The 22600-nt window shown below is 69.7% G+C and carries 17 protein-coding genes and 1 pseudogene; 9 read left to right on the top strand and 9 right to left on the bottom strand.

Translation table 11 applies throughout. From position 1 onward, the window contains the following. Nucleotides 1–666 precede the first annotated feature (666 nt). Together AC1DO7_RS32025 and AC1DO7_RS32030 are read left to right on the top strand one after the other, a co-directional pair. Nucleotides 667–990 carry a hypothetical protein gene (locus AC1DO7_RS32025; RefSeq protein WP_441612734.1) on the top strand — a complete coding sequence of 108 codons (324 nt, stop codon included), beginning with the start codon at nucleotides 667–669 and terminating at the stop codon, nucleotides 988–990. Nucleotides 991–1077: 87 nt separating this feature from the next. Further along, nucleotides 1078–2028 carry a GGDEF domain-containing protein gene (locus tag AC1DO7_RS32030; RefSeq protein ID WP_441612601.1) on the top strand — a complete coding sequence of 317 codons (951 nt, stop codon included), beginning with the start codon at nucleotides 1078–1080 and terminating at the stop codon, nucleotides 2026–2028. Between the two features lie 47 nt (nucleotides 2029–2075). On the opposite strand, the gene AC1DO7_RS32035 is transcribed toward AC1DO7_RS32030, so the two are convergent. The 3 genes from AC1DO7_RS32035 to AC1DO7_RS32045 form a co-directional block, all read right to left on the bottom strand. Then, nucleotides 2076–2930, bottom strand: coding sequence for a LysR family transcriptional regulator (locus tag AC1DO7_RS32035; protein ID WP_441612602.1), 855 nt, complete (start codon nucleotides 2928–2930; stop codon nucleotides 2076–2078). A gap of 35 nt (nucleotides 2931–2965) precedes the next feature. Continuing rightward, nucleotides 2966–3574, bottom strand: coding sequence for a 2OG-Fe(II) oxygenase (locus AC1DO7_RS32040; RefSeq protein ID WP_441612603.1), 609 nt, complete (start codon nucleotides 3572–3574; stop codon nucleotides 2966–2968). Nucleotides 3575–3696: 122 nt separating this feature from the next. Then, entirely contained in the window at nucleotides 3697–3981 is a 285-nt protein-coding gene (locus tag AC1DO7_RS32045) for an ArsR/SmtB family transcription factor (RefSeq protein ID WP_441612605.1), read from the bottom strand. Nucleotides 3982–4596: 615 nt separating this feature from the next. On the opposite strand from AC1DO7_RS32045, the gene AC1DO7_RS32050 reads away from it, so the two are divergent. The 3 genes from AC1DO7_RS32050 to AC1DO7_RS32060 are packed head-to-tail and all read left to right on the top strand — an operon-like array spanning nucleotide 4597 to nucleotide 10619. Next, entirely contained in the window at nucleotides 4597–6144 is a 1548-nt protein-coding gene (locus tag AC1DO7_RS32050) for an efflux transporter outer membrane subunit (protein WP_441612606.1), read from the top strand. Between the two features lie 33 nt (nucleotides 6145–6177). Beyond that, on the top strand, nucleotides 6178–7425 hold the full coding sequence (locus AC1DO7_RS32055; protein ID WP_441612607.1) for an efflux RND transporter periplasmic adaptor subunit: 1248 nt from the start codon (nucleotides 6178–6180) through the stop codon (nucleotides 7423–7425). Further along, the gene (locus AC1DO7_RS32060; RefSeq protein ID WP_441643349.1) at nucleotides 7422–10619 is read left to right on the top strand and encodes an efflux RND transporter permease subunit; all 3198 of its coding nucleotides are present in this window, start codon (nucleotides 7422–7424) and stop codon (nucleotides 10617–10619) included. The genes AC1DO7_RS32055 and AC1DO7_RS32060 overlap by 4 nt, the downstream gene beginning before the upstream one ends. A gap of 90 nt (nucleotides 10620–10709) precedes the next feature. Here AC1DO7_RS32060 and AC1DO7_RS32065 read toward each other — a convergent pair whose 3' ends face one another. Together AC1DO7_RS32065 and AC1DO7_RS32070 are read right to left on the bottom strand one after the other, a co-directional pair. After that, nucleotides 10710–11126, bottom strand: a complete 417-nt coding sequence (locus AC1DO7_RS32065; protein ID WP_441612609.1) for a cupredoxin domain-containing protein — start codon at nucleotides 11124–11126, stop codon at nucleotides 10710–10712. Nucleotides 11127–11171: 45 nt separating this feature from the next. Next, nucleotides 11172–12056 (bottom strand): metallophosphoesterase family protein, encoded by an 885-nt coding sequence (locus tag AC1DO7_RS32070; protein WP_477117006.1) that lies wholly within the window; start codon nucleotides 12054–12056, stop codon nucleotides 11172–11174. 204 nt (nucleotides 12057–12260) lie between these two features. On the opposite strand from AC1DO7_RS32070, the gene AC1DO7_RS32075 reads away from it, so the two are divergent. Then, the gene (locus AC1DO7_RS32075; protein WP_441612611.1) at nucleotides 12261–12902 is read left to right on the top strand and encodes an RNA polymerase sigma factor; all 642 of its coding nucleotides are present in this window, start codon (nucleotides 12261–12263) and stop codon (nucleotides 12900–12902) included. Then, the gene (locus AC1DO7_RS32080; RefSeq protein ID WP_441612612.1) at nucleotides 12889–13743 is read left to right on the top strand and encodes an anti-sigma factor family protein; all 855 of its coding nucleotides are present in this window, start codon (nucleotides 12889–12891) and stop codon (nucleotides 13741–13743) included. The genes AC1DO7_RS32075 and AC1DO7_RS32080 overlap by 14 nt, the downstream gene beginning before the upstream one ends. 24 nt (nucleotides 13744–13767) lie before the next feature. On the opposite strand, the pseudogene AC1DO7_RS32085 reads toward AC1DO7_RS32080, so the two are convergent. Together AC1DO7_RS32085 and AC1DO7_RS32090 are read right to left on the bottom strand one after the other, a co-directional pair. Next, a pseudogene (locus tag AC1DO7_RS32085) lies at nucleotides 13768–15938 on the bottom strand (xanthine dehydrogenase family protein molybdopterin-binding subunit). Nucleotides 15939–15951: 13 nt separating this feature from the next. Beyond that, nucleotides 15952–16410 carry a (2Fe-2S)-binding protein gene (locus tag AC1DO7_RS32090; protein ID WP_441612614.1) on the bottom strand — a complete coding sequence of 153 codons (459 nt, stop codon included), beginning with the start codon at nucleotides 16408–16410 and terminating at the stop codon, nucleotides 15952–15954. A gap of 334 nt (nucleotides 16411–16744) precedes the next feature. Here AC1DO7_RS32090 and AC1DO7_RS32095 point away from each other — a divergent pair, with 334 nt between their 5' ends. Next, complete coding sequence (locus AC1DO7_RS32095; protein ID WP_441612730.1) at nucleotides 16745–17818, top strand: acyltransferase family protein; 1074 nt, start codon at nucleotides 16745–16747, stop codon at nucleotides 17816–17818. 94 nt (nucleotides 17819–17912) lie between these two features. Here AC1DO7_RS32095 and AC1DO7_RS32100 read toward each other — a convergent pair whose 3' ends face one another. Then, on the bottom strand, nucleotides 17913–18107 hold the full coding sequence (locus tag AC1DO7_RS32100; RefSeq protein WP_441612615.1) for a hypothetical protein: 195 nt from the start codon (nucleotides 18105–18107) through the stop codon (nucleotides 17913–17915). Between the two features lie 241 nt (nucleotides 18108–18348). Further along, nucleotides 18349–18666, bottom strand: a complete 318-nt coding sequence (locus tag AC1DO7_RS32105; RefSeq protein ID WP_441612616.1) for a hypothetical protein — start codon at nucleotides 18664–18666, stop codon at nucleotides 18349–18351. Between the two features lie 561 nt (nucleotides 18667–19227). Here AC1DO7_RS32105 and AC1DO7_RS32110 point away from each other — a divergent pair. After that, on the top strand, nucleotides 19228–22600 hold a 3373-nt coding region (locus AC1DO7_RS32110; protein ID WP_477117007.1), incomplete at its 3' end, for a diguanylate cyclase.

Here is a 22600-nt window from a genome sequence, read left to right on the forward strand (position 1 = left end):
GGATGAATGCATTGCATCCCTCGCATCAAGGCATCGATAAGAATCCGAATCGGAAGGCCGCTTTACTCTTTGCGTCCATCGCCGTTTAATTGAGGACAGCTTCCAGATACCCGGATGTCACCGCCATTCGCTAACCCGAATGCCATCCGGCCGGCTTTCTCACCATGCATTCCCGATGTGACTCCCGCCGGCAGGACAGCATGACGAATAGCTGCGCGCAGCCGCCCCCGGGCTGCCAGCGAGACGGATCCTCGTCCGGCGGACACCACACTGATCGGAGGAAATTCATGGCACGCCCTGACCTCGTCTGCGACGACGCCACCCTTGCGCGCAAGCTGCTCATCAGGGCGCAGCCGGCTCCTGGCCCGCGCGCCACCCTTGGCGAAGACCGCTGCGACGCTCTGCAGGAGATCGCGAATATCGGCATGGGCACGGCGGGGGCGATGCTTGCGCGCCTGCTGGGCTGCGTCGTGACGCTGTCGATCCCGCGCATCTGCCTGGTCGATCCGCAGCAGCTCAGGGACGAAATCGCGCGGTTGCTGGGCGAGATGCCCGACGTGGCCGCCTTCCGCCAGAGCTTCCGCTCGGATATCGCCGGCGAGACCATGGTGTTCTTCGACCACGACGGCGCGCGCGCTGTGCGAAGCCGTCTACGCAGGCAAGGACATGGCTGCCGAAGGCGGCGCGGAAATGGCGTCGCGAGGCCTGCTGCTCGAAATCGCGAATGTGTTCGCTGGCGCCTGCGTATCCGGCCTGCTCGCGCAGCTCGGCCGCAGGCCGACCTTCTCCGTGCCGCGCGAGATCGATGCGGAGCAGATCTTCGGCGCCGCGCACAAGCCCGGCAATCCGGCCTTGGGCCAGGCGCTGCTGCTCGAGCTCAGCATCCGCATCGGGGACGGCGGCTTCAAGGCGACCCTGGTCGCCATGCTGGCGCAGGGCGCGATCGAGCGGCTGTGCACGGCCCTCGACGAGGTGCTGGCCCGTCTCTAGCTCTCTAGCAGTCCCCGCGGGACCCGGAACCCGGCTCCGCGGTCTTCGCCTTGCAGTTTTTGCCTTGCAGTGTCTGGAGCCCCTGACATGTCCCTCGACTCCGCCGCGCATGCGCGGCTTCACGAACTGGCGCTGGCGCGCATGGGCTGCGGCGTCTTCGTGCTGGACCGGGAATACCGCATCGTGCTCTGGAACCTCTTCATGGCGGACCGCAGCGGCGTCAGCGCCGCGGCCGCCTTGCACCGGCCGCTGCTCGAACTGTTTCCCGAATTGCCCGCAGGCTGGCTCACGCATACGCTCGATTCGGTGTTCCTGCTGAAGATCAGCGCCTTCACCTCGTGGGAGCACCGCCCTTACCTGTTCCGCTTCCCGCATGACCTGCCGGTCACCTGCGATCTCGACTGGATGCGGCAGGATTGCGAGTTCCTGCCGCTCATGGAAGACGACGAGGTCATTGCCGTGTGCGTGACGATCGTCGACGTGACGGAGCTGGCCATTGCGCAACGCGCGCGCGACGAGGCGGTCGGCGCGTTGCATGAGGCCGCGATACGCGACGCGCTGACCGGACTCTACAACCGCCGCCATCTGGAAGACCGCCTGCGGGAAGCGTTCCGGCGCTGGCGCAGGTCCGGCTCGCCGCTCTGCATCCTGATCTTCGACCTGGACCACTTCAAGCAAGTCAACGACAAGCACGGCCACCCGGCCGGCGACGCCGTCCTCAAGGCGGTCGCCGCGAGGGTCGGCGCCTGCCTGCGCGAGCATGACGTGCTCGGCCGCTATGGCGGAGAGGAGTTCGCGGTGCTGCTGCCGGACACGGCATTCGCCGACGCGATCGGGGTGGCCGAGCGGATCCGCCGCGCCATCCGCTCGGAAGCCGTCCGCCATGGCGGCCGGGCCATCCCCATCAGCGCGAGCATCGGGGTCGCGCAGGCTGTCGATGCCGGCATGGCATCAGACGGCGCGGACCAGCTCGTGCGCCTGGCCGACGAAGCGCTGTACCGCGCCAAGGCGGCCGGCCGCGACCGGGTTGCGTTCTAGCATCCGTGCAGCGTCCATCCGGCATTCGTCCGGCATTCGTCTGGCGTCTAGCCGGCGCCGAGGCGTGCGAAGACCACATCGAGGAAAGCGCGCAGCCGGCCCAGCCGGCGCAGGTCGCGGTGGTAGCCCACCCATACGTCGCGGCCGGGCGGCGGCTCGCCGAGGTCGATGGCCTGCAGCCCGCCCACGCGCTCGGCCAGCAGGCACGGCAGCACCGCCAGCCCGGCGCCGGCCGCGCACAGGCGCGCCTGTGCCTCGCGGCTGTTGCTGCCGAAGGCCACCTGCGCGCCGGGCAGCAAGCGGCGCATCCAGGCCACGTCCGGCAGGTCGGAGAAGCCGGTGTCGAGCGTCAGCAGCGCATGGCCCTCCCCGCCGCCCGCGCGCGGCGGCGCCACGCCGGGCGCGCCATAGAGCGCATAGTCCATGTGCATCAGCTTGCGCTGCACCACATCGGCTTCGTCGAAGGCGCGGATGCGAAACACCAGGTCGGCTTCGCGCCGTGCCAGGCTGAACAGGCGCGCGTCGGTCACCAGCTCCACCGCCACGCGCGGATGCGAGCGGATAAAGTCCGCGATCACCGGCGTGAGCATATGCACGCCGAACCAGTCCGACGACGAGATGCGCAACATGCCGTCCAGCTCCCGGCCGTGGCCGGACAGCTGGCGCTCGAAGGCAAGCGCCTCTTCTTCCATGCGCTCCGCGTGCGCAAACACGGCGCTGCCTTCGGCGGTCAGCACGAAGCCGTCGCTGGTGCGCTGGAACAGCGATTGCCCCAGGGCTTCCTCCAGCGCCTTGAGCCGGCGTCCCATGGTCGGCTGGGTCTGCCCGATCGCGCGCGCGGCGCCGCCGAGGCTGCCCGCGCGGGCGATCGCGAGGAAGATCTTGATATCGCTCCACTCCATGTGCCGGGCCGCCTGGTCAGCTTGCCTGCGCGCGCTCACGCCGCATCGGTGCGAAACCAGCCGGTGAGCGCCCAGCGCGTCTTGTTGCAGGGCAACACCTCATGCGGGACCAGGTCGCTGCGAAATACCACCAGCCGCGCGAAGCGCGGCAGCACGCGGTGCAGCTCGATCTTGTCGTCCTCCGGCGAATAGAGCGCCAGCTCGCCGCCATCGTATTCACTCCATTCGGCATTGAGATAGAGCACCAGCGAGATCTGGCGGTCGCGCATCGCGCGATGCTGGTCGAGGTGCTTCTTGTAGGCCGTGCCGACGGGATAGTGCGAGAAGTGGAATTCCTCGCGCTTGAGACCGAGGAAGTAACGCCCGTTCAGGGTCTGGCGGAAATCGGCGGCCCAGGCCTGGAACGCCTGCCTGGCGGGGCAGGCGGGGGCGTCGTCGAGCCACAGGATCGAATCACCGCGGATATCCGCTTCGCGCGCGATGCCCTCGGCGCGGCCTACGCGGGCCGGATGGAAGCGCCCGGCCTCCCACGCCGCGCTGCTCTCGCGGTGCAGGCGCAATGCCAGGTCGGCGCCGATCAGATCGTCGGAGACCGCCCAGCCATGTTCTTCGAGGGCGGCAAACAGGTTTTCCAGGACGGACATGGATAGGGAAGCTCAGGATCGGTGGGGCCGGACGGCACACCGTGCCATCGCCGCGCGCACGGATTTCTCTCCGCGCGGGCTCGCAAGCGCGGAATTATACGGGGCAGCGCCGCCCGCCCGGGCTACAGTCCGCTGGCGTCCAGATACTCCAGCGCCATGCGCACGGCACGGCGCGCCTTGAGCGCGTAGATGACCTGCCGGTCGCGGATGATCAGGGCCAGCACGTCGGCCTGCGTCAGTTCGCGGAAATGATGGCTGGCCCGCGCCAGGTTGAGCCCGGCTATGCCGGCGAGGTCGAAGGCGGGCATGCCCTCCTCGCCCGCTTCCAGCAGCGCACGGCAGATCGCGGCGCGCGCCGGCTCCGCCAGCAGTGCATAGGTCAGTGTGCTTTCTTGATCTGTCTCCATGGCCACGCCTTCCCGCTCGTCGTCCAGATGGTCTTGTGTGCGCCGGCCGGCCGCCCGGTTTGCCGCAGCCCTCCCGCTGCGCCGCCCGACACCTACTTTCTACGCGGCACTCCAGGCAAATGCAACCTGCGGGCGCGCGCCGCCGCACGATTACACCAGATTACAACAGCGTGCCGCATCCGCCCTGCGCGCCGGCGGCGCCGCTGCGCGCACGAGAAACGTCCGCCGGGCTTCCTCCGCCGGCACGGCGGCGGCGCGGCCTTGCGCACCGCACAATGCCGAGGCCGGCTTGCCGGCAAGATCCGGTAACAGCTTGGCCGCCGCCCCCCGCGCGGCCCGACGCGATGTATTCCAGGCCGCACCTGGCAGCGCGCGCCAGGCGGACCAGCGTAAGCCAGTGAAATATTCGGTAATGCGCCGCGCATTACACCGCTTTCAGGCCCGCACTATCCTTGCCATAGGACAGCCTCGCGGCAATGCGCGGCGGCGCGCCTCCATGCATGCCTGGAACGCTTCCCCGCCCCCGCCGGCACATCGCCAGGCAAGGCTAGACAGTGCAGGAAACCGGCATCACCACGAAGGCCCGTCCATGACGCCCGAACGTCGCTCCCCCGCATGATCACCGCGCGCCCGCTTCCAACGCGCGTGCTCGGCATCGCCATGGCCTGCGCCTGGCTGGCCGGCTGCGCCGTCGGCCCGGACTACCAGCGTCCGCCGCCCGATACGCCCGCGGCCTTTCGCGAGGCCACGCCGCCCGACCACCAATGGAAGATCGCCGAGCCGCGCCCGGTGGACCTGAGCCAGGACTGGTGGAGCGGCTTCGACGACGCCCGCCTGAATGAACTGGTCGTGCAGGCCAACGCAGCCAACCAGAGCCTGCGCCAGGCCGAGGCGCAATACCGGCAGGCGCGCGCGCTGGCGCAGGGCGCGCGCGCCGGCTTGTTTCCCACCCTGGGCGCCGCCGTGTCGGCAGGCCGCGCGCGCACCAACACGCTGGGCATCCAGACCGTGTCCAACACGCACTCGGCCAGCCTCGATGCCAGCTGGGAGGTCGACCTGTGGGGCCAGGTGCGGCGCACCATCGAAGCCGCCCGCGACAACGCGCAGGCCAGCGCCGCCGACCTTGCCGCGGCCCGCCTGACCATCCAGGGCGAACTGGTGCAGGACTATATCCAGTTGCGCGTGACCGACGTGCTCGAGGCGCTCTACGCCCGCACGCTGGCCGCGTACGAGGCATCGCTCAAGCTCACCCAGAGCCAGTTCCGCGCCGGCGTGGCGACCTCGGGCGACGTGGCGCTGGCCCAGGTCACGCTGGAATCGGCGCGCGCGCAGGCGATCGACCTGGAGGTGCAGCGCAACCAGCTCGAGCATGCCATCGCGGTGCTGCTCGGCCTCGCCCCGGCGCAGTTCGCGTTGCCGCCCGCGGCATTCGCCATGCGCCCGCTCGTGGTGCCGCCGGGCCTGCCCTCGGCGCTGCTGGAGCGCCGCCCCGACATCGCCGCCGCCGAACGCCGCATGGCCGCGGCCAACGCCAACATCGGCGTGGCGCGCGCGGCGTATTTCCCTTCGCTGGTGCTGTCCGCCGTGGGCGGCGCCAGCAGCGGCAGCCTGGCCAACTGGTTCGGCCCGCCGGGGCGCGTGTGGTCGCTCGGCGCGGCGCTGGCGGGCACCATCTTCGACGGTGGCCTGCGCAACGCGCAGAATGACCAGGCGGTGGCGGCCTACGACGGCGCGGCGGCAGCGTACCGGCAGACCGTGCTCAACGGCTTGCAGGAAGTGGAGGACAACCTCTCGGCCTTGCGCGTGCTCGACCAGGAAGTGGTGGTGCAGGACCGCGCGGTGGACGCCGCCCGCGTGGCCGAGCGCGTGAGCCTGGCGCAATACCGCGCCGGCACGGCATCTTATCTGGCGGTGGTAACGGCACAGGCCCTTTCGCTGTCCAATGAACGTACCGCCATCCAGTTGCGTGGCCGCGAGTTCGCCGCCAGCGTGGGCCTGATCAAGGCAATCGGCGGCGGCTGGAGCAGCGCGGCGCTGGCCATGGCCGATCCGTCCGCCATGCCCCCCGCCACCCCGTCCGGCCCGGCCAGTCCCGGCGCGGCCGGCAACGCGCCGGCCACCCTCGCCCCCGCCGGCAGCGCAGGCGCCCCGGCCCAACCCTGAACCGCACAGGCACACCACTTCCCAAGGCATTCCATGGCGACCCAGCCCTCCCGCCGCAACCCCTTCCTGATCGGCCTCGCCATACTCGTGCTGGCCGCGCTGGCCTGGTTCGCCATCGGGCCGCTCAAGCGCATGATGGCGCCGCGGCAGGCGGCCGCGCCCGCGCCCGCGGTGTCGGTCTCCAGCGCGCTGGTCAGGCGCGAGGACGTGCCGATCGGCCTGGGCGGGGTCGGCACCGTGCAGGCCATGGCCACGGTCACGGTCAAGCCGCGCGTGGACGGCCAGCTCGACCGCGTGGGCTTTGTCGAAGGCCAGGACGTCAAGGCCGGCCAGCTGCTGGCGCAGATCGACCCGCGCACCTTCCAGGCCCAGCTGCAGCAGGCCCAGGCGCAGAAGATGCGCGACGAGGCGCAGCTCGCCAACGCCAGGCTCGACCTCAAGCGCTACGAGGGACTGATCCAGGAGAACGCCACCACCGAGCAGACGCTGGACACCCAGCGCGCGCAGGTGGCGCAGCTGGCCGCCGCGATAAAGAACGACGAAGCGCTGGTCAACGCCGCGCGCGTGCAGCTGGACTACACCACCATCAACGCGCCACTGTCCGGGCGCGTGGGCGCGCGCCTGGTCGACCCGGGCAATATCGTCCACGCGGCTGACGCCAGCGGCATCGTGGTGATCCGCCAGATCGACCCCATCGACGTGGTCTTCACGCTACCCGAGAGTGAATTCCAGCGCATCAACCAGGCTATCCAGGGCAGCCGCACGCCACTCGCAGTGGAGGCCAGCGAGCGCGGCAGCGGCCAGCTGCTGGGCCGCGGCAGCCTGATCCTGCTCAACAACACCATCGACACCACCTCGGGCACGATCCAGCTCAAGGCCCGCTTTCCCAATCCCGCGCACACGCTGTGGCCAGGCCAGTACGTCAACGCACGGCTGGTGCTCGGCGAGCGCGAACAGGCACTGACCATTCCCGCCTCCGCCGTGCAGCGCGGCCAGTCGAGCACCTACGTCTACGTGGTGCGGGCGGACCATACCGTGGCTTCCAGGCCGATCGAGGTGGCCGAGATCCAGGACGCCCGCGCCATCGTGACCAAGGGCCTGGCCGCCGACGAGCGCGTGGTGGTGGACGGACAGTACAAGCTCAAGCCGGGCGCGCGGGTGAATGAAACCGCCTCGCCCGCTACCCCTGCGACCCCCGCGGCCACCGTGGCCAGCGCCGGCGCCGGCGCCGCGCCGCCTGCGCCCGCCACCCCGGGCGGCGCCGGGAACGCACGGCCATGAGCATTTCCGCCACCTTCATCAAACGCCCCATCGGCACCTCGCTGCTGGCGCTGGCGCTGCTGCTGGTGGGCGTGGCGGCCTGGCCGCTGCTGCCGATCGCGCCGCTGCCGCAGGTGGACTTCCCCACCATCCAGGTATCGGCCACGTTGCCCGGGGCCAGCCCGGAAACCATGGCATCGAACGTGGCGCAGCCGCTCGAGCGCCAGTTCTCGCTGATCGCCGGGCTCACGCAGATGACCTCGACCAGCGCGCAGGGCAACGCACAGATCACGCTGCAGTTCGACCTCAACCGCAGCATCGACGCCGCCGCGGTGGACGTGCAGGCCGCCATCAACGCCGCCAGCGGCCAGCTGCCGGGCAACCTGCCCACGCCCCCGACCTTCCGCAAGATCAACCCGGCCGACTCGCCGATCCTGGTGCTGGCGGTGCAGTCCGACACGCTGCCGCTGACCGAGGTCAACGACTTCGCCGACAACGTGCTGGCGCAGCAGATATCGCAGATCTCCGGCGTGGGCCTGGTCAATATCGGCGGCCAGCAGAAACCTTCGGTGCGTATCCAGGTGGACCCGCAGAAGCTGTCCTCGATGGGCATGAGCCTGGAAGACGTGCGCGGCGTGATCGCCGCCACCACCGTCAACCAGCCCACCGGCAGCACCGACGGACGCACCAAGGCCTTCAACGTCTACACCAACGACCAGCTCACCAAGGCCGCCGCGTGGAACGACATGGTGCTGGCCTACCGCAACGGCGCGCCCGTGCGCGTGCGCGACGTGGGCGTGGCAGTGGACGGCCCGGAAAACGCCAAGCTGGCGGGCTGGGGCTTTGCCGGCGCCGCCGCGCCGGCCGGCAACACCTTCCACAACGGGCGCGCCATCATCCTCGCCATCACCAAGCAGCCCGGCGCCAACGTGATCGAGACCGTGGACCGCATCCGCGCCGCGCTGCCGCGCCTGCAGGCCGCCATCCCGCCCACGGTCAACGTCAACACGCTGGCCGACCGCACCCAGACCATCCGCGCCTCGGTGAAGGACGTGGAATTCACGCTGGTGCTGACCATCGCGCTGGTGGTGATGATCATCTTCGTCTTCCTGCGCAACGTGGCGGCCACGGTGATCCCCAGCGTCACCGTGCCGCTGGCCCTGATGGGCACCGCCGGCGGCATGTACCTGCTCGGCTACAGCCGCGACAACCTCTCGCTGATGGCGCTCACCATCGCCGTGGGCTTCGTGGTGGACGACGCCATCGTGATGCTGGAGAACATCTACCGGCACGTGGAAGAAGGCATGGCGCCGATGGAGGCCGCGCTCAAGGGCGCCAGCGAAATCAGCTTCACCATCGTGTCGATCTCGGTCTCGCTGGTAGCGGTGTTCATTCCGCTGCTGCTGATGGGTGGCATCGTGGGCCGGCTGTTCCGCGAGTTCGCGGTCACCGTGACGCTCACCATCGTGGTGTCGGTGATCGTTTCGCTCACGCTCACGCCGATGCTGTGCTCGCGCTACCTGACACCGCCACGCGGGCACGAGCACGGCCGCCTGTACCAGCTGTTCGAGCGCGGCTTCGACCGCATGCTCGGGGCCTACAAGCGCGGGCTGGACGTGGTGATGCGCCACCAGTTCGTCACCCTGTGCGTATTCATCCTCACGGTGGCCACCACGGTAGCGCTGTTCATCTACATCCCCAAGGGCTTCTTCCCGCAGCAGGACACCGGCTTCATGTTCGGCATCGCGGAGTCCGCGCAGGATGCGTCGTTCAAGTCGATGAACGCGCGCATGGTGCAGCTCGCCGATATCGTGCGCGCCGATCCGGACGTGGCCGCGGTGGGCATGACCGGCGGCCAGAACACCATCAACACCGGCAACTTCTTCATCAGCCTGCGCCCCAAGGATGAAGGCCGCACCGTCTCGGCCGACGAGGTCATCGCACGCCTGCGGCCCAAGCTGGCCCAGGTGCAGGGCGCCAACCTGTTCCTGCAGGCCGGCCAGGACATCAACGTGGGCGGGCGGCTGTCGCGCACGCAGTACCAGTACACGCTGGTGGACGCCAACCTGGACGAGCTCAACCAGTGGGCGCCGCGCATCCTGGAGCGCCTGCGCGGCCTGCCCGAGCTGACCGACGTGGCCTCCGACCAGCAGAACGCCGCCGCCGCCGCGCGCCTGACCATCGACCGGGCACGGGCATCGAGCTTCGGCATCACGCCGGCCCTGATCGACGCCACGCTGTACGACGCCATCGGCCAGCGCCAGGTGGCCCAGTACTTCACGCAGATCAACAGCTACCACGTGATCCTGGAAGCCACGCCGGCGCTGCAGGAAGACCCCAGCCTGTTCTCCAGGCTCTACGTCACCTCGCCGCTGACCGGCGAGCAGGTGCCGCTGTCCACCTTCGTCAAGATCGACACCAACAGCACCGCCTACCTCTCGATCAGCCACCAGGGGCAGTTCCCCGCCGTCACCATTTCCTTCAACCTGGCCAGGGACGTGGCGCTGGGCGACGCGGTCAAGGCCATCAACACCGCCCTGGCCGGCATGGGCCGCCCGCAGACGCTGGGCGGCTCGTTCCAGGGCACAGCGCAGGCCTTCGGCGCATCGCTGGCGTCGCAGCCCTACCTCATCGCCGCCGCGCTGATCGCGGTGTATATCGTGCTGGGACTGCTGTACGAGAGCTATATCCACCCGCTCACCATCCTGTCCACGCTGCCGTCGGCCGGCGTGGGCGCGCTGCTGATCCTGCTGGCGGGCGGCTACGATCTCAGCGTGATCGCGCTGATCGGCATCATCCTGCTGATCGGCATCGTCAAGAAGAACGGCATCATGATGGTGGACTTCGCGCTCACCGCCGAGCGCGACCACGGCATGCCGCCCGAGCAAGCCATCTACCAGGCCTGCCTGCTGCGCTTCCGCCCGATCATGATGACGACCATGTGCGCATTGCTGTCAGGCTTGCCGCTGATGCTGGGGCATGGCGCGGGCTCGGAGCTGCGGCGGCCGCTGGGCTATGCGATGGTGGGCGGGCTGGTGCTGTCCCAGGCCCTGACGCTGTTCACCACGCCGGTGGTGTACCTGTACCTGGACCGGGCGCACTACTGGTACATGGAACGCAAGGCGCGCAAGGCCAGGCGCAAGGCCGGCCCCGTGCCGCCTGCCGAGCCCGGGAGTGGCAACGAGCGAGTGCTGGCAGGCGGCGAGGGCGACTGAGCGCAGGACGGGGCGGGCCTTCGCCTTGCCGGGAAGTCCGGCGCGGCGGCCTCGCGCGCGATTGCCGCACCTGCCCGTGGAGAACCGGGCTCAGGTGACCTCGATCACGCCGTTCATGGTCTCGTGCCCCGAGCCGCAGAAGATGTCGCACAGGAAGCCGAACGTGCCCGCCTTGGCCGGCGTGGCAGAGACCCGCACCACCTTGCCCGGCGGCAGGTCGGCGCGCACGCCCAGGTCCGGCACGCTGAAGCCCATCACCACATCCTGCGCGGTCAGTTCGAACACCACCGGCTCGCCCGCGCGCAGCGCGATGCGGTCCGGCGTGAAGATAAACTTGCGCGCGTGCACCTTGATCACGCGCGGCGCGGCGGCCGTGCTGCGCAGCAGCGGGGCGCTGCCCGCCAGCACAAGCAGACAGCACAGCGCGCGCCGGCGGCTCAGCCCCTCCCCGGCCTGCTCCCTCGCTCGCTCCCCTGCGCGTTCCCGTTCCTTCGCCGATACCTGCATGACCAGTCTCCTTGCATGAATGCGCCGTACGCACGTCGGGACGGCTCAGGCCGCCACGGGTTTCTCCTCGATGCCGAACTCGCCGCCGGCACGCGCGGCCTGGACCTCGCGCCAGCCCAGGCCCTTGTATGGCTGGGCCGGGTCCCAGGGCACCGGCAGGCGCTGCGCCTGCGAGCCCGCCGGGGGCAGCGGGAACATCAGCGAGCGCGCCGCGTGATGGGCGATATGGCCCGTCATGTGGTGATGCTCCTGGTGAATATGGCCGTAGAACACCGTCACGTTGGGATAGGGCATCAGGCGCTCGATCACCTGCGCCCCGTCGCGCGTGGCCCAGTCCCACTGGGGATAGAGATCGAACAGCGGGCGGTGGGTGAACACCACGATGCGCGCGTCGCGCGGCTGGCGCCCGAGATCGGCGGCCAGCCAGTCGAGCTGCGCGGCGCCGACGCGGCCGGCCGGGTCGGAGACGTTGTCGAGCACGATGAAATGCATGCCCTTGTGGTCGAACACATAGTGCGTGGGGCCGAACAGTTCCTGGTAGGCGGCGCCTTCGTCCAGGCTGGCATCGTGCTCGCCCGGCATCAGATGCACCACCGGCACCTTGAGCCCGGCGACGATGGCCTTGAACTCGCGCATGCGCCGGCGCCGCTCGGCGGGATCGTCGGTGGTGTGGGTCAGGTCGCCGGTGAACATCAGGAAATCCGGTGGCTGCGGCAGCGCGTTGACCGCCGCCACCGCCTTGGGCAGCGTGCCGCGCGCGTCGGGGTTGGGCGGGCCCTGGAAGCCCCAGTGCGCGTCCGACAACTGCACGAAGTAAAACGTCTCGTCGCGGCCGGCGGCCCAGCCGGGCAAGGCCTGCGCGAATACCGCGCCGCCGGCGCRGGCGGCAAGGCCAAGAAAATCGCGCCGCTTCCATGATCGTTGCTGCATTTCGGCACCCTCCATGATTGATTGCGGGGCTTGTGGGGATGCCTGTCATACCGTCGCCTCCGCGCCTTTATTCCCGCCGCGGGCCGATTTTATTTTTTGCCCCGGGCGCGAAAAGCGGGAATAAACTCGACGCATCTTCGGTATACGGATTTGGCGCGACGGGACAGGACGATGCCCCGCCGCGCGCCCGGCCAAAGGAGTGACGTGAACGCTGCCGACCGACGCCGCCGATTCGACGAACTCGTGCTGCCGCATCTCGACGCCGCCTACAACCTGGCGCGCTGGCTGTCGGGCAGCAGCACCGAGGCAGACGACGTGGTGCAGGAAGCCTGCCTGCGCGCGTTCTGCTTTTTCGACAGTTTCCGCGGCGACCAGCCGCGCGCCTGGCTGCTGGCGATCGTGCGCAACACCTGGTTCACGGCGTGGCGCAAGCGGCTGCAGCCCGGCCAGGGCGACAGCGCCGGCTACGACGATGCGCACTTCGACGGCGATGCCCTGCCCGGCTGGCAGGACGGCCACGGCGACAGCCCCGAGCAATGGCTGCTGCGCGCCGAGGATGTGCGCCTGCTGCACCTCGCGCTGGAACAGCTGCCGCTGGCCTTCCGCGAGGTACTGGTGCTGCGCGAACTGGAGGACCTGCCCTACCGCGATATCGCCGCCATTGCCGAGATCCCGCTGGGCACGGTGATGTCGCGCCTGGCGCGCGCGCGCAAGCTGCTGGCGGCCGCGGTGCTGGCGCTGCGCGCCCGGCAGGCGCACGGCGCGCAGGCGGAGCGCGCCACCGCAACGGGCACGAACGTGGCGCCGCCGCTGGGTGCCGGGGAGACAGGCCATGGACTGCAATGACACGAGGATGCTGCTGCAAGCCTGCGCCGACGCAGAGCTCGGCGTCAGCGATACGCTCGCCGTGGAACGCCACCTGGCGCAATGCGACGCCTGCAGCGCGCAGCTGGCGCACTTGCGCGAACTGCGCACCGCGCTGCGCGCGCAAGCGCCCTATCACCGCGCCAGCCCCGCGCTGCGCCACCGGCTGCAGGCGGCACTGGACGAAGCCGCGGAAAACGACAGTGCCGCGGCGCTGCCACGGGACCGGCACGCCCCCGCCGGCTGGTGGCAGGCGCTGCGCCGCTACTTTGCATGGGGCCCGGCCGCCAATGCCGCCATGGCGGCGGTGACCGTGGCAGCGCTCGGCATCGGCATGGCGCAGTTCGCGCTGCGTGACGCCGGCGAGCCGACCGTGGAGCGCGAGATGGTCACCAGTCATGTGCGCGCGCTGATCTCCGGCCACGCCATCGACGTGGCTTCTTCGGACCGCCACACGGTCAAGCCCTGGTTCAACGGCAAGCTGGACTACGCGCCGCCGGTCCGGGACCTGGCCGCGCAGGGTTTCCCGCTGACGGGCGGCCGCCTGGACTATGTGCACGGACGCGCGGTGGCGGTGCTGGTGTACCGCCGCAACCAGCATCCGATCGATGTCTTCGTCGTGCCGCTGGCAGACGGGGAAAAAGAGGGCAAGGCGGGCAGCGCGAGCGTCGCCGCGCCCGCGATCGAGGCGCACCAGGGCTACCAGCTTGCGCGCTGGGACAGCGATGGCATGCGCTATGCCGCCATCACCGATGCCTCCGCCGAAGACCTGCTGCGTTTCACGCAGGCATGGCGCGCGGGCGGCGGCGACGGCGCGCACTGAGCGCGCCGCGCGCCTGCCCGCTGCTCAGGCCAGCACGAAGGGCAGTTGCCGCTGGCGCTTGCCGGTGAGCGTGAACAGCGCGTTGGCCACCGCCGGGGCGATCGGCGGCACACCCGGTTCGCCCAGGCCGGTGGGGTTGTCCTCCGACGGCACGAAGAACACGTCCACCACCGGCGCATCGGTGATGCGCGGCGGCGGATAGTCGGGGAAGTTGCTGTTCTTTACCGCGCCATTCTCGATCTCGATGGCGAAGCCCGGCCGCATCATCGCCAGCCCGAACACGCAGGCGCCCTGGATCTGCGCCTCGGCGGACATCGGGTTGACCACGCGGTTGGCATGCACGCCAGCCGTCACGCGGTGCACGCGCGGCTGGTTCTTCACCAGCGACACTTCCACCACGTAGGCCACCACGGTGTTGAACGACTCGTGCAAGGCCACGCCCCAGGCCTGTCCCTTGGGCAACTTGCGCTTGCCGTAACCGGACTTCTGCACCGCCAGCTGCAGCGCCGCGCGATGGCGCGCGTGCTTGCCCGCGTCCAGCCGCGACAGCCGGTACGCCACCGGATCCTGGCGCGCGTTGACTGCGATCTCGTCGACCAGCGTCTCCTTGACGAAGGCCGTATGCGTATTGCCGACCGAGCGCCACCACAGTACCGGCACGTCCACCTGCGGATGGTGCACCGAGAGCTGCAGCGGGAAACCGTAGTCGTTCTCGACGATGCCTTCGGTCATGGTCGCGTCCACGCCGCATCGATGCCGATACGGGCCCGGTGCACGTGCAGCGGCCGGTAGTAGCCGCCGCGGATATCGTCCTCGCGGCTCCACATCACCTTGAGCGGCTCGTCATGGCCGTTCTTGACCCAGGTCTGCAGCACGTTGGCGGCTTCGACCAGGTAATCGGAAGTGGGCACCGCGCGCCGGCCGAAGCCGCCGCCGGCCATCATGGTATTGAGCGTGACCTTGTCCAGCTTCAGGCCCAGCACGCGCGCGATGGCGGCCTGGTCCACGGTCTGGAACTGCGAGCCGACCCAGACCTTGACCGACTGCACCGTCTTGCCCGTCACCTCGGCCTGCATGGTGCAGTTCAGCGGCTCCATCGGCGCGTGCGCCAGGTAGGGGAACTCATAGTCCGCCTCGATGGTGCGCGCCGCGCCCGACATGGCACCCAGGTCGGCCTGCACCGCCACCGTGCCCGGCTGCGCGGCCAGCGCCTTGTACTGCGCGAACAGGGCCTTGGTGGAGACGGTGGAGCCCGCGTCTTCCCACACAATCTCGAGCGCGTCGCGAGCCTGCTTGGCCGGCCAGTAGCCATCCGCGACCACCGCCACGCCGGTGCCGCCGCGGTCCACCGGCACCAGCATGATGTCGGCCACGCCCTTGATTGCGCGCGCCTTGTCGGCATTGAAGGACTTCACCTTGCCGCCGAAGCGCGGCGGGCGCGCCACCACGGCGACCACCATGTCCTTGAGGCGGGTGTCGATGCCGAAGGCGGTGGTTGCCTCCAGCTTGCCGCGCGCGTCCAGGCGCGGCGTGGGCTTGCCGATGATCTTGAACTGCGAGGGGTCCTTGAGCTTCACCTGCTGCGGCACCGGCAGCGCCATGGCGGCCTGCGCCAGCTCCCCATAGGTGGCGCGGTGGCTGCCGGAAGTCACCACGCCCTGCGCCACCTGGCAGCTGGCGGGATCGACCTGCCACTGCTTCGCCGCGGCCGCCACCAGCATGGCGCGGGCACGCGCGCCGAGTTCGCGGTATTGCTGGAAGGAATGATTGAGCGCCGTGGAGCCGCCGGTCATCTGCATGCCGAAGCCGGGGTCCTTGTAGGCATCGCCGGCGGGCGCGAGCGTGGCGCGTACATTGCGCCAGTCCACGTCGAGCTCCTCGGCGAGTGCCATGGGCAGCGCGGTGTGCACGCCCTGGCCGAACTCGAGCCGGTTCACCGCCACCGTGACCGTGTTGTCCGGCGCGATCAGCACGAAGGCCTGCGGCGGCGAGGGCGGCGCCTTGGGCGCGCCGCCTTCCTGCGCCTGCGCATTCGGCACGGGCAGCAAGCCGAGCGCCAGGCCGCCACCGGCAAAGCCGGCGAGCTTGAGGAAATCGCGGCGGTCGAATGTGGCTGCGGCATCCGCGCGCGCGGGTGCCGACGGGTCCTGCCGGCGGCTGCCGCCGGCAAGTGCTTCCAGGTTCTGTATTCGCATGATGTGGCTCTCCTTATGCCAGCGCGCGCGCCGCATCCTTGATGGCGGCGCGGATTCGCTGGTAGGTGCCGCAGCGGCACAGGTTGCCCGCCATGGCCTGGTCGATGTCGGCGTCGGTCGGGTGCTTCTTGTTGCGCAGCAGCCCCGTCGCGCTCATGACCTGCCCGTTCTGGCAGTAGCCGCACTGCGCCACGTCATGCTTGATCCAGGCATCCAGCACCGCACGGCCGACCTTGTCGCCCGTGACGCCTTCGATGGTAGTGATGCGTACGCCCTGCGCGGCGGACACCGGGGTCACGCAACTGCGCGTGGGCTGGCCGTTCACATGCACGGTGCACGCACCGCAGGCGGCCATGCCGCAGCCGAACTTGGTGCCGGTCATGCCGAGGTTGTCGCGCAGTGCCCACAGCAGCGGCGTGGACGGATCGACGTCGACTTGCAACGGCTTGCCGTTGATATCTAGGGTGGTCATGAGGGGAAGCTCCTTGGGTCTGTTTGCCCTGGCCTGGTGCGCGCCGGGCGCGGCCGGTCCGCGGCGCCTGCCGCCGGGGCAGGCGCGTAAAGCCTTCTGAGCATAGTGCAAAACGGGGGCGCACGTGCAGTACGGCGCACCGGGCCGGCAGCCGCCGGCCTGGCGATGCGCGCGCGGCGAACTTCGCGCGGTGCCCGGCGTCTCTTTCTTATCCCCCGCCAGATCCGCCCGATCCCGATCCGTGCCCGAGCCGCCCGCCCTTCCGTCGCTTCCTGCCGCTTCCGCCGGACGGCGCGCGCGGGCGCCGCGCGCCGTCGCCGCTGCCCCCGCCAGGCTGGACAGCATCCAGGCCCTGCGCGGACTGGCCGCGGCCTATGTGCTGGTGTATCACTCGGGCCTGCGCCTGGGCGGCGAGCATGCGCCGCTGCTAGGCTGGCTGACCGAGAATGTGATCAAGCGCGGCCACGTCGGGGTGGATGTGTTCTTCGTCATCAGCGGCTTCATCATCGCCTGGGTGGCGGTGCTGGCGCGCACGCAGCCGGAACCGACGCTGTCGTTCGCGATCCGCCGCGTGTGCCGCCTGGCACCGCCGTACTGGTTCATGTCGGTATTGCACGCGCTGACGCTCAACCCGGTCAGCCCGGGCCTGTTCGCCGCCTCGCTGGCCTTCATCCCGAGCGCGCCGCAGGACGCGCCCTACTTCGGCTACCCCGCGCTCTACGTGGGCTGGTCGCTCAATTACGAGATGGCGTTCTATGCGGTGTGCGCGCTGGGCCTGATGCTGGCCGGGCGGCGCGCCTTGCTGGTGATGGCAGCCGTGTTCGCCGTCACCACGCTGGCGCTGCCGTGGTGGCGCTTCGGCGCGGTCGATCTCGATCCGGCCCATGCCTATCCGTTCGCCTCGGCATGGCTGTCGATGATCGCCAACCCGCTGGTGCTGGAGTTCGCGCTGGGCTGCGCGCTCGCGTGGCTCTACGCGCGCACGCGCCATCGCCTCACGCGCGGCGTGGCCACGGTGTTGCTGGCGCTCGGGGTGGCCGGATTCTCGGCCTCGCTGGTGCTGGTGGAGCCGGAATTCAGCCTGGGCGGGCGCGCCCTGCCGGCCGGCGCCCTCCTGTTCGGCGCGGTGGCGGCCGAGCATGCCGGCGTGCTGCGCGTGCCGCGCATGCTGGTATGGCTGGGCGAGCTGTCGTACGCGCTCTACCTGACGCACCCGACCGTGATCGAGGCCGTCAAGCGGCTGATGCCAGAGCTGGCACCCGGGCAGATGGGCTGGCAGCTTGCGCGCTTCGCCATCGACGCGGCGCTCGCGCTCGGCCTTGCCATGCTGCTGCACCGCTGGGTGGAGCAGCCAGCGATGGCGGCGGGCCGCCGCCTGGCGCGGCGCTTCGCTGGGGCGGTCGGCTAACCGCTGCAAATAGAGACGYATCGCCTGCGCTTGTTGCTTGTTGCTTGTTCATCGATGCTTGTTCCATGGTGGCCAGCGCACTGCGCGGCAGCCCTCAGAAATCTTCCACCGGTGGTTCGCTGGCGTCGGGATTGCCGGGGCGCCTGGCCGATGGCGGTTCGCCGTTCTCGTCGCGCAGGTCGCGCCCTGGCTTGTCATCCTGGTCGCGCTGCTCGTGCTCGCGGCCCGGATGCGGGTCTGGGCGGTGCGGCTTGCGGGGGTCCGGCTGGTGTTCTCTGGCCTGGGTCATGGCGTGTCTCGGTTGGCGCCCGGATGGCGAGCGCAATGGTGAGCGGGGAATGTGAGCGGGGAATGGAGAGAGCGATGGCGAGCGCAAGTCCCGGCTCCGGGCCATGCAGGATCTTGTCGGGCATCGGCGGGGAGCCACGCTTGCGCGCGCCGCGGGCGTTGCGGATGGCCGGCGGCGGCGGTCAGCACGCAGAGGGAGTCGCGGTACTTGACCGGCTGCCGGCCCGGGCCCGGCGCAAGCCCTATTGCTTCGGTGCCGGACTGGGCGAGTCGCCCTTCGGACCCGAAGGCGCATCGGCGCTTGGCGCGCGATTGGCATCCTGCTGGCGCGGCTTGTCGGCGCGGTGGGTGCTCTTGCCCTTGGACTTGGCGTCGGACTTCGACATGCCGCTGCTGTTGTCCATCTGAGCGCCGGCCATGTTGCGGTCAGACTGGTTCTGCCCTTCGGTGGGCGGCGCGCTCGGGTTGGGCTGGTTGATCGGGGCTTGCTGGGCCATTGCCGGCAGGCCAAAGGCGGCGGCGCTCAGCACGATGGCGCCTTGAATCAGGACTCGTTTCATGGTGGTCTCCTTGCGGTGGTAGCGATGGTCATGGCGATGGTCATGGCGATGGTCATGGCGATGCATCGTTCATGGACGGACTGACACCCGGCATGGCAGCCACGCAGGCCGCGCTTGCCCGCGCCAGAGCAGTCCAGCCTGGCCGGGGGAATGCCCGGCATTGCAGGCCAACGCCTTTACGATATGTGCTGGCATCCCCCACCTCAGCGGGGAATTGCCTGAAACGCCTGTAGGATTCGGACGACACGAGCCGAAGCCGGCAGCCACGCGCTGGGGCATGCCCCGCTGGCGCGCAAGCCGCCACGGAGGCCGGTTGCGGGGCGGCGAAGGGGGCCGGCGCGCCGATGGAACCCCCATGGGCGCATCGGTCGCCTACATGAAATCAGCCGGGCGCGCTAGCCCGAACAACGGCGACACAGGCATTTTTCTCGGCTCGTGCCGCCGTCGGATGACCGCTATATTGACCGATTAGGCTGGGCCGCGCGTGCAACTTGCGCGAATAGCCGCCATTGCCCCGCCATAGCCCCGCCATAGCCCCTAGATCAGACCGCAGCCGCAGACATGACGCCAGAATCGGAAGTCCGCCCATTGCCCACCTCCTGGCCGCGCTGGCAGCGCGTGGCGCTGGCCGCCCTCGGCTTCTTCCTGCTTGCCCTGGCCGGCATCGCCGTGTCGCGCTATCCCGGCAACGTATCCATGCTCTGGCTGGCGAACGCGTTCGGGCTTGGCGTGGTGCTGCACCACCACCGCCGCGACGCGCCATGGTTGCTTGCCGGCATGCTGGTGGCGGGCGTGGCGGCAAATGCGACCATGGGCGACCAGCCGGCGATCGCGCTGGCGCTCGCGCTGGGCAATGTGGCCGAGATCGTTTTCTCCGCCTGGCTGGTGCGCACCATGACCGCGGGCGCGGCGCAGAGCCGGCCGGGTCCGCTGGCGCGCTTCGCGCTGACGCTGGGCGCGGCCAGCACCCTGGGGCCGGCGGTGGGCGCTACCATCGGCGCGGCCACCATCGCCACCGCGTACAACAGCGGTTTCGCCGCCGTCTGGTGGACCTGGTGGACCGCCGACTCGATGGGCGTGGTGATGCTGCTGCCGCTGATGGTCTCGGTCACGCGCGAGCGCGTGGCGGACACCTTCGGCCGCGCCGGCCTGCGACGCTTTGCCGCATTGCTGGTGCTCAGCCTGACGGTAGGCATGCTGGCGCTGTACAAGAGCAACGAGCCGTTCGTGGTGATGGCGCTGCCGCTGGTGCTGGCCGCGCTGCTGACCAACCCGTTCGCCACCGCGCTGCTCACGCTGCTGGCGATCACCGCCACCGTCGTGCTGGGCCTGGTCGCGGCCTCGCTTGGCCGGGTCGCGGGCGAGCCATTCCTGCTGCAATCGGTGCAACTGTCGACCGCGCTGATCATGCTGTTCCCGATCAGCATCGCCTTCCTGCTGGAGCAGAACCGGCGGGACCGCAGCGAACTGCGCGGCAGCGAGCGGCGCTTTCGCCAGGCCATGGAGCATTCGGCCATCGGCATGGCGCTGGTGGGCCTGGACGGTCGCTGGCTGCAGGTCAACCGCGCCATCTGCGACCTGTTCGGCTATGAGAGCAATGAGCTGTTCGACCTGCCCTTCCCGCTGATCACGCACCCCGACGACCTCGCCCCGGACCTGCACCAGGTAGAGCGCCTGCTGGCCGGCCAGATCGAGTCATACCGCATCGAAAAGCGGTTCCGCCACAAGGACGGCAGCTACCGCTGGACGCTGCTGGCGGTATCGCTGGTACGCGACGAGCATACCGGCGCGCCGCAGCACTTCATCTCGCAGGTCGAAGACATCGACGATCGCAAGACCGCGCAGGAAAAACTCGAAGCGCTGACGCGCCGCACGCAACTGGCGGTGGAAGCCGGCCGCGTGGGCATCTGGGAGTGGAACATCGCCAGCGGCGCGATCGCCTGGGATGCGCGCATGCACGCATTGCACGGCAGCGATCCCGCCGGCGGCGCGCCCGATCTCCAGCACTGGATCGGCATGGTGCATGCCGAAGACGTCGACAAGGCGCGCAGCGAGATGCGCGAGGCGGTGCGCGGCACGCGCGCCTTCGATACCGAATACCGCATCCAGCGCACCGACGGCGAAGTGCGCCATATCCGCGCCATGGCAATGGTGCTGCGCCAGGACGACGGCACCGCGCTGTCCATGATCGGCACCAACTGGGATATCACCGAGCAGCGCCACCTGACCGAGGCGCTGTTCGAGGAAAAGGAACGCCTGCACATCACGCTGCGCTCGATCGGCGACGCGGTGATCTGCACCGATGCCGCCATGGCCGTGACGTTCATGAACCCGATCGCCGAGCAGCTCACCGGCTGGACCATGCAGGCCGCCGCCGGGCAGCCGCTCGAGTTCATTTTCCGTATCGTCGACGAGCACAGCAACCTGCCCATCCCGAGCCCGGTGGAGCAGTGCCTGCAGACCCTGCGCCCGGTCTACCTGCAGGACGGCGCCGTGCTGCAGAGCCTGACCGGCGACCGCCACGACGTGCAGGATTCCGCCGCGCCGGTGCGTACCGCCACGGGCGAGGTAATCGGCGCSGTGCTGGTGTTCCAGGACATCACCAGCGCGCGCGCGCTGCAGCGCGAGCTGGCGCACTCGGCTTCGCACGATGCGCTGACCGGCCTGCCCAATCGCATCTGGTTCGAGAAATGCCTGCGCGAGGCGTGCGAGGCCGCGCGCATGCAGCACCAGCACCACGCGCTGTGCTTCATCGACCTGGACCGCTTCAAGATCGTCAACGACACCGCGGGGCATGCCGCCGGCGACGTGCTGCTGCGCGAGCTGGGGCACGTGATCCGCCACCATGTGCGCCCCGACGACGTGCTGGCGCGCCTGGGCGGCGACGAGTTCGCGCTGCTGCTCAAGGACTGCTCGGTCGACCAGGCCGAGCGTGTCTGCCAGAAGATCATCGATGCCATCCGCGGCCAGCGCTTCCCGTGGGAAGGGCGCGTCTACGATGTCGGCGCCAGCATCGGCATCACCGCCATCGACAACGAGACCCCGCCGGTGGGCGAGCTGATGAGCCGCGCCGACGTGGCCTGCTATGCCGCCAAGGCGGCCGGGCGCAGCCGCGTCTCGGTGTACCGCCGCGACGAAAGCGATGCGCAGCGCCACCACCAGGAGCTGCAGGTGGCCGCGGGCATCCACTCGGCGCTGGATGCCAACCGCTTCCGCCTGTTCGCGCAGGAAATCCGCGCGCTGCAGCAGGACGACGAGGCCGCGGATGCCGACCGCCATATCGAGATCCTGGTGCGCATGGTGGACGAGCAAGGCAAGCTGGTGATGCCGGGCGCCTTCATCCCCGCCGCCGAGCGCTATGACCTGATGGGTCACGTGGACCGCTGGGTGATCCACCACGTGCTGCGCGAGTTCGGCGCGCGCCTGGCCGCCGTGCCGGCGCTCACGGTGGCCATCAACCTGTCGGCCAACTCGCTCGGCGAGCCCTTCCTGCTGCCCTTCCTGCATGCCGAGCTGCACGAATCGGTGCTGCCGGCCAGCCGCATCCAGCTGGAAATCACCGAGACCGCGCTGATCAACAACATGGCCGCGGCCAACCGRCTGGTGGCGGAGATGCGCAGCGCCGGCTGCACCGTRGCGCTGGACGACTTCGGCGCGGGCCTGTCGTCGTTCTCGTACCTGAAGCAGTTCCCGGTGGACTATCTCAAGATCGACGGCAGCTTTATCCGCCACCTCGCCGGCAGCGCGGTCGACCGCGAGATCGTCAGCTCGATCAACGACATCGGGCACCGGCTGGGCATGCTCACGGTAGCCGAATCCGTGGAGGACGAGCAGACCCTGCAGACCTTGCGCGCGATCGGCGTGGACTACGCCCAGGGCTACGTGATCGGGCGGCCGATGCCGCTGGAAGACTTCCTGGAGCGCTGCCGCACGC

It is taken from the genome of Cupriavidus sp. 05N40, assembly GCF_056397305.1.

Coding starts and splice junctions, on each gene's coding strand:
- AC1DO7_RS32100 (WP_441612615.1), bottom strand. CDS start 18,107: ATGACCCAGGCCAGAGAACACCAGCCGGACCCCCGCAAGCCGCACCGC.
- AC1DO7_RS32090 (WP_441612614.1), bottom strand. CDS start 16,410: ATGACCACCCTAGATATCAACGGCAAGCCGTTGCAAGTCGACGTCGAT.
- AC1DO7_RS32065 (WP_441612609.1), bottom strand. CDS start 11,126: ATGCAGGTATCGGCGAAGGAACGGGAACGCGCAGGGGAGCGAGCGAGG.
- AC1DO7_RS32035 (WP_441612602.1), bottom strand. CDS start 2,930: ATGGAGTGGAGCGATATCAAGATCTTCCTCGCGATCGCCCGCGCGGGC.
- AC1DO7_RS32050 (WP_441612606.1), top strand. CDS start 4,597: ATGATCACCGCGCGCCCGCTTCCAACGCGCGTGCTCGGCATCGCCATG.
- AC1DO7_RS32055 (WP_441612607.1), top strand. CDS start 6,178: ATGGCGACCCAGCCCTCCCGCCGCAACCCCTTCCTGATCGGCCTCGCC.
- AC1DO7_RS32080 (WP_441612612.1), top strand. CDS start 12,889: ATGGACTGCAATGACACGAGGATGCTGCTGCAAGCCTGCGCCGACGCA.
- AC1DO7_RS32105 (WP_441612616.1), bottom strand. CDS start 18,666: ATGAAACGAGTCCTGATTCAAGGCGCCATCGTGCTGAGCGCCGCCGCC.
- AC1DO7_RS32030 (WP_441612601.1), top strand. CDS start 1,078: ATGTCCCTCGACTCCGCCGCGCATGCGCGGCTTCACGAACTGGCGCTG.
- AC1DO7_RS32045 (WP_441612605.1), bottom strand. CDS start 3,981: ATGGAGACAGATCAAGAAAGCACACTGACCTATGCACTGCTGGCGGAG.
- AC1DO7_RS32040 (WP_441612603.1), bottom strand. CDS start 3,574: ATGTCCGTCCTGGAAAACCTGTTTGCCGCCCTCGAAGAACATGGCTGG.
- AC1DO7_RS32025 (WP_441612734.1), top strand. CDS start 667: ATGGCTGCCGAAGGCGGCGCGGAAATGGCGTCGCGAGGCCTGCTGCTC.
- AC1DO7_RS32060 (WP_441643349.1), top strand. CDS start 7,422: ATGAGCATTTCCGCCACCTTCATCAAACGCCCCATCGGCACCTCGCTG.